This window comes from Saccharopolyspora sp. 6V (genome assembly GCF_020176785.1).
In the GTDB taxonomy this organism is placed as follows: Bacteria; Actinomycetota; Actinomycetes; order Mycobacteriales; family Pseudonocardiaceae; genus Saccharopolyspora_C; species Saccharopolyspora_C gregorii.
In genome coordinates, this window is sequence record NZ_JAIUKB010000215.1 from 1 (window position 1) to 5,285 (window position 5,285).

Genomic DNA, 5,285 nt, shown 5'->3' on the forward strand with positions numbered 1-5,285 from the left:
GGGTTGTGGCGGTGGTCTGTTGTGTTGCCGGGGGTGCCCTCGGCCGTGGCGAGGGCACCCCCGGGCGCGGTCACGCGGCGGCGCGCGCCCGGTAGCGGCCGGTGTCGGCGGCCCGGCGCAGAGCGGGCAGCGCGGCCACCGGCGCGGTCGGCAGGTTGCGGCTCACCCAGTCTTCGACGATGCGGCGATCGTCGTCGCGGGAGTACCGGGACCACTCGGCGCGCAGCGCGCGCAGCGGGTGCGGGTCGTGGGCGAACCGGTAGGCGCACACCGCGCGGATGCGGTCGGCGCGGGAGGCGGTGGCGGGAAGCTCGTCCAGCCCGGGGCGGCCGCGTTCCCGGCAGTCCTCGCACAGCCCGTCCCGCGTGCGGCGGTCGGATTCGGACGGCTCCACGTTGCACACCAGGCACCGGCCGCGCGCCGGGTGCTTGGCCGCGTCGTCGTAGTCCAGGCCGGACGCGTAGACGGTCGGCGAGTCCGGCCGGACCGAGACGGCTTCGCCCTGCACGGGTTGGGCGGGCGCGTCGTCGTCGACGTTGAGCCGGGTCGCGGCGTAGGCCTCCACCAGGTTGTGCGCGCGCTCGGCGGCGCGGCTCTCGGCGTGCGGGGCGGGCAGCCGTCGCAGAACTCGTCGCGTCGCCAGGTCACGCGGCGCTTCGTGGCGGGTGTCCTCGGACCAGTGCGGCGCGCGCTGCTCGACGGGGTGCACGGTGGCGGCCGGGCGATGCTGGTCCCACTCGGCCGGGGTGCACGCCTCGACCACCGCCCGCACGTCGCCGTGCGCGGCGGCTCGCTTGGCCAGCGCTTCGAACCGAGGCCGCGCCACCCGCGTCGGGCGCTGCAACGTCCGCGCGCACTCCAGCAGCGCGGCAAGCTCCCGATCGGACGGGCGCAGCGACGCGAACAGCTCCACCGCCCCGCGATAGTCGCGGTTGTCCAAGCATTCCGATACCGCAGAAAGCAGGCACGGAACAGGAATAACACCGGTAATACGCATGATGTGAGTCCCTACTGTGAAAGTCTGCCAGGTTTGACCTTCCTGGCTGCCTAACGCAATAATCATACCAAGAAAGCCCGCAGTATATCCAGAAGAAAAGTGCTTCTCGTGCTGGTCATTTCGGGTGAATAGTGACCCGTTGATCATGCCTCTGAACTGCAAAGACGGTCCGTGCGGGCGGGAGGACGGAATGCCAAGGTGTCGCCGTAAGGCAGGTTTACCAGGGCCGCAGTCTTTGAGGGCGTAGCCCGCCCCTGCTCTTCTTTTTTCGCTGGCAGCTTCAATTCTGCCCGGAGCCGGGGTGGGTCCAGTCGCGTTGAGGGGAAAAGTTTTTGGGTGGGGCTAGGGGTCACCGCCCAAAAAGTTTTTCCCTGCGACTTGACGCGCCCCGGTGGAGGGCTACCCTCCGCTGCCTTCCAGCGAAAAAAGGGGAGCAGGCCCAGGTGAGACGGCAACGCAGGCTATCGCCGTCAGGCAGCGCCACGACCCGCGTTCTGCACGCGAAACGTTGCAGCGAAGCTCGCTGTGCCCATCCACGAGGTATGCGCGGTAGCCTGACCCGGCACTGCGCGCGTGGTCAGGCGAGTCCCTCCCATGCCCGGTGCCGGGCAGGGTGCGTTTTTGACCGAGCCGCTCCGGCGGTAAGCCCTTCGGGGCTTGCGCACCCTGCCCACCTCAACCACTTCCCCGAGTTGCTCGCCCCGCCGTCGTGGCGCGCTCTCGGCGTCGGCGTGCCCGCTCCGGCAGAACCGGGCACCTTGCTCGACACCGTTCTTAGCCTGGCAACACCAGCGCTGCCGAACACCGTCGAGAAGGGAAGGCCGTGATGACCGAAGACACCCGAGGGGCCGGCAGGCGTCGCCGCCGGTCCACCAAGATCAGCGAACGGCTGGAGGCGGCGCGGCGCCGCAACCTCGACCAGCTCGCCGAGCAACGCCGCCGCGAGCAGGAAGTCGAAGGTGCCTTGGCCGAGTTCGTGGAAGCAGGCGAGGACATCGCCGCCGCGGAACGGACCGCGGAGGAGAAGATCATCGTGTTGCAGCGCAAGATCGACGGCGTCCGCGCGGACCTTCGGACGGTCACCGCCGCCTCACATGATCGACAGGCCCAGGCGGCACTGCGGATCCACGAGGTCGGCGGCCGGACCGTCGAGCAGGTCTCAGACCTGCTGGAGATCGGCTCGGTCAAGGAGACCCGGCGCATCCTCGCAGCCGCGCGCGCAGGACACGACCCCGCGGTCGAAGCACAATTCGTGTCGGCGAGCGCGCAGTTCTAGCGGCCCCACCGGTACTGGCGCACGAGCGCGAGCTCACGCTGGAAGCCGCGGAACCACAGCCACACCAGCACCACAGCGCAAAGCAGAACCATCCCCACAGCCAGCGGACCTGCGTGCGCGGTCTGGTTGAGACCGCCGATCGCAAGGGGCAGCGCCGCGGCACCGATGATCGTGAACAGCTGCCTGCGGCGGTCGATGTGGGGAACCAGCCACAGGCGGGTGAGCCTCGCGGTGACCAGTCCGAAGACCGCACCGAGCAACGCCAGGACCGGCGAAGCCAGCAGCCATTCGTGAGTCAGCGAGATCCGTCCGAGCAGGAGCCCGAACAAGCTCGCGATCGCACACCCCAGCAGCACACCGATCCCGGACGCACCGCTGCACCGCAAGATCACGATGTAGAAGTGGAACCGCATGTCGGGAGGGTAACGCGGACCTCCGACGCGGGCGCTGAAATTGCGGTGCGCGTCGGAACGGGGGAATCGGTTGGTCCGCGATGCGCGGCAGAGGGTGGTCCTGCTCCTGTGCATGGCGCTCCTTGGCAACGGCTTGTCCGGCCGGCGCCCGCGAGATTCGGAGACGGATATCGAGCCGGGGCGATCGGGTGGCGACGCCACCAGCGACTGCGTGAATGGCGCCTCGGTGTAGAGCCGCGGCGCTCCAGACTCTTGGTCGAGGAACTGGTGGACGTCTGGGCTGAAGAGCCCGGGTGAAGTCAGTGCGCGCCGACATCAGGATGGTCGGCGCAGGGCGTAAGGGACGAGTTGACGCGGCGGTGCGTTACCGTCGCGGCATGCGTCCCTTCGAAAACGTGCAACGGCGTTCCTAAAACCCCAGTTCGCGAACGGTGCTCTCCACGCACGTGGAGGTGGTCCGTCGGTGTTCTTGAACAACCTGGTCGCGGCGGCGTGCTCTCCACGCACGTGGAGGTGGTCCGTACGTCCTGATCCCCGGCCGCTGAGACGCCCAGTGCTCTCCACGCACGTGGAGGTGGTCCGTGGCCGTGCCAGTCGCCGAACCACTCCGCGTAGTGCTCTCCACGCACGTGGAGGTGGTCCGCGCCTGCCGCCGATGTGATCGGTGACGACGTAGTGCTCTCCACGCACGTGGAGGTGGTCCGTTCTGGCCAGCAGAAACACCACCAGGCGCACGGTGCTCTCCACGCACGTGGAGGTGGTCCGTACGCCGCGGTCCGCATCCGGTCGTCATACCAGTGCTCTCCACGCACGTGGAGGTGGTCCGGGGGGACGGGAGAGGAATCCCGTCCCCCCGGTGTGCTCTCCACGCACGTGGAGGTGGTCCGCCGGGGCAGGGGGTGGAGCCAAACCCGCAGACGTGCTCTCCACGCACGTGGAGGTGGTCCGTCCGCTACACCACCAACACCCGTCCGACCGACGTGCTCTCCACGTACGCGGAGGTGGTCCGGTGGCCGCGAGCCAGCCGAGTGCGCGTTGCAGGTGCTCTCCACGCACGGTGGAGGTGGTCCGCTCATCTCGACCCGGCGGAACACCACCTGCGCGTGCTCTCCACACGCGTGGAGGTGGTCCGGCCGCGTGCGACGCGCGCGGTCCCCGGTGCTCTCCAGACGCGCGGAGATGGTCCGCTCGATGTCGGCACGGACGGGCTCGGCGAGTTGTGTTCTCCATGCACGTGCTGACATCGGCTCGGGGGTCAGCGCATGTGCTGATCCCCGAGCGGGGTGGTTCAGAACGGTGCTTCGGCGCCTTGCTGGTGCGGTGTGGACGTGTTCCACGGGTCGTCGGATCCGGTGGGGCTGAAGCCGTTGGTGCTGCGGCTGGCCTTGGTGACCGCGGCGGTGGCGAAGCGCAGGCTCGGCCCGATCTCGTCGACGTCGAGTTCGATGGTGGTGCGCTTCTCGCCTTCCTTGGTCTGGAAGGAGCGTTGCCGCAACCGGCCCTGCACCAGCACCCGCGCCCCGCGGGTCAGGGTCTCGGAGACGTTCTCGGCGGGTTGGCGCCAGAGGGTGCAGCGCAGGAACAGGGCCTCGCCGTCGGTCCACTGCCCGGTCTCACGGTCGAAGGTTCGCGGGGTGGAGGCGACGGTGAAGTTCGTGACCGGGGTGCCGGACTGGGTGTAGCGCAGTTCGGGGTCAGCGGTCAGGTTGCCCACGATGGTGGTCGGGGTTTCGCCGGCCATGGTGTCCTCCTAGGGATCGGGAAAAGGGACGTGCAAGGATCGCTCATTCGGGAGTGCGGGTAAGCCGGTGGGTGCCTTGGTCAGGCGGTGCGTGGCAGCAGGGCTCGGGGGCGTTGGATGCCGTAAGCGAGTCCGTCCTCGACCGTGCGGTGCACTTCGTGGGTGGGGAAGTCGGCGCGGTGCCCGGCGGCGGCGCTGTGCAGCGCGTTGCGGGCGTCGTCGACGTCGAGTGCTCCGGCGCCGGCGAGGGTGCCAAGGGAGATCGCGGCGTGCAGCAGCGTGGTGTGCCGGGTTCCGGGGACGGCGGCCGCGACCGCGTCGCACTCGGCGGTGAGGGCTGCCGCCACGTACCGGCTCATCCGTGCGGGCTCGACGGGCGCTGGTGCGCCGGAACGCGCAGCAGGCGCGAGCGCGTCGTGCAGCCACCGGGGCAACGCTGCGATCGGCCCGTCGCGCTGCACCCGGTAGCTGCCGTCGGGGCGGATCGAGCCGGGTGCGACGACGAAGCCGCCTTCGCCGCGGGTGTCGATGCGCCAGCCGAGCCGGCCGGTCGAGCAGCGCAGTACCGGTTCTCGGGGTGCGTGGAAGTACAGGTGCTGTCCGTGTGGCGTGGCCACCGTGTAGGTCTCGGCGGGAAACGGCTCACCGGCCTCGTGCGCCAGGCGGGCGAGTACGTCGGCACCGTCGCGCGCCCCGGCCCACCGGGCAGGGGCAGGGGCGCCTTTCGCGTCGTCCAGGTCGAGGACCAGCAGTCGTGACGGGCCGCAGGCGATGCCGATGTTTTTCCTGGAGTTGTCGGGCCACCAAGCATGGATCTGCGCTTCGTCGGTTGTCGGCCGCTGTTCCCACTTCTTGATG

General features: G+C 69.5%; 5 protein-coding genes and 1 CRISPR repeat array. Of the genes, 1 reads left to right on the top strand and 4 read right to left on the bottom strand.

Annotation, left to right across the window (positions count from 1 at the left end; genetic code table 11):
* Window positions 1-70: 70 nt before the first annotated feature.
* Window positions 71-913 carry a hypothetical protein gene (locus LCD35_RS29390; RefSeq protein WP_225045297.1) on the bottom strand — a complete coding sequence of 281 codons (843 nt, stop codon included), beginning with the start codon at window positions 911-913 and terminating at the stop codon, window positions 71-73.
* A 910-nt stretch (window positions 914-1,823) separates the two neighbouring features.
* On the opposite strand from LCD35_RS29390, the gene LCD35_RS29395 reads away from it, so the two are divergent.
* On the top strand, window positions 1,824-2,273 hold the full coding sequence (locus LCD35_RS29395; protein ID WP_225045298.1) for a hypothetical protein: 450 nt from the start codon (window positions 1,824-1,826) through the stop codon (window positions 2,271-2,273).
* Here the strand turns inward: LCD35_RS29395 and LCD35_RS29400 are convergent.
* The 3 genes from LCD35_RS29400 to LCD35_RS29410 form a co-directional block, all read right to left on the bottom strand.
* Window positions 2,270-2,686 (bottom strand): hypothetical protein, encoded by a 417-nt coding sequence (locus LCD35_RS29400; RefSeq protein ID WP_225045299.1) that lies wholly within the window; start codon window positions 2,684-2,686, stop codon window positions 2,270-2,272. The two genes, LCD35_RS29395 and LCD35_RS29400, sit on opposite strands and share 4 nt — an antisense overlap.
* A gap of 431 nt (window positions 2,687-3,117) precedes the next feature.
* A CRISPR array of direct repeats spans window positions 3,118-3,873; the repeat unit is 29 nt; unit sequence GTGCTCTCCACGCACGTGGAGGTGGTCCG.
* 101 nt (window positions 3,874-3,974) lie between these two features.
* Window positions 3,975-4,427 carry a single-stranded DNA-binding protein gene (locus LCD35_RS29405; RefSeq protein ID WP_225045300.1) on the bottom strand — a complete coding sequence of 151 codons (453 nt, stop codon included), beginning with the start codon at window positions 4,425-4,427 and terminating at the stop codon, window positions 3,975-3,977.
* A gap of 80 nt (window positions 4,428-4,507) precedes the next feature.
* Window positions 4,508-5,285 (bottom strand): bifunctional DNA primase/polymerase (locus LCD35_RS29410; protein ID WP_225045301.1); only part of this gene is annotated, 778 nt, incomplete at its 5' end.

Excerpts from the sequence above, each read along its gene's own strand:
- LCD35_RS29395 (WP_225045298.1), top strand. The coding sequence starts at position 1,824 with ATGACCGAAGACACCCGAGGGGCCGGCAGGCGTCGCCGCCGGTCCACC.
- LCD35_RS29400 (WP_225045299.1), bottom strand. The coding sequence starts at position 2,686 with ATGCGGTTCCACTTCTACATCGTGATCTTGCGGTGCAGCGGTGCGTCC.
- LCD35_RS29405 (WP_225045300.1), bottom strand. The coding sequence starts at position 4,427 with ATGGCCGGCGAAACCCCGACCACCATCGTGGGCAACCTGACCGCTGAC.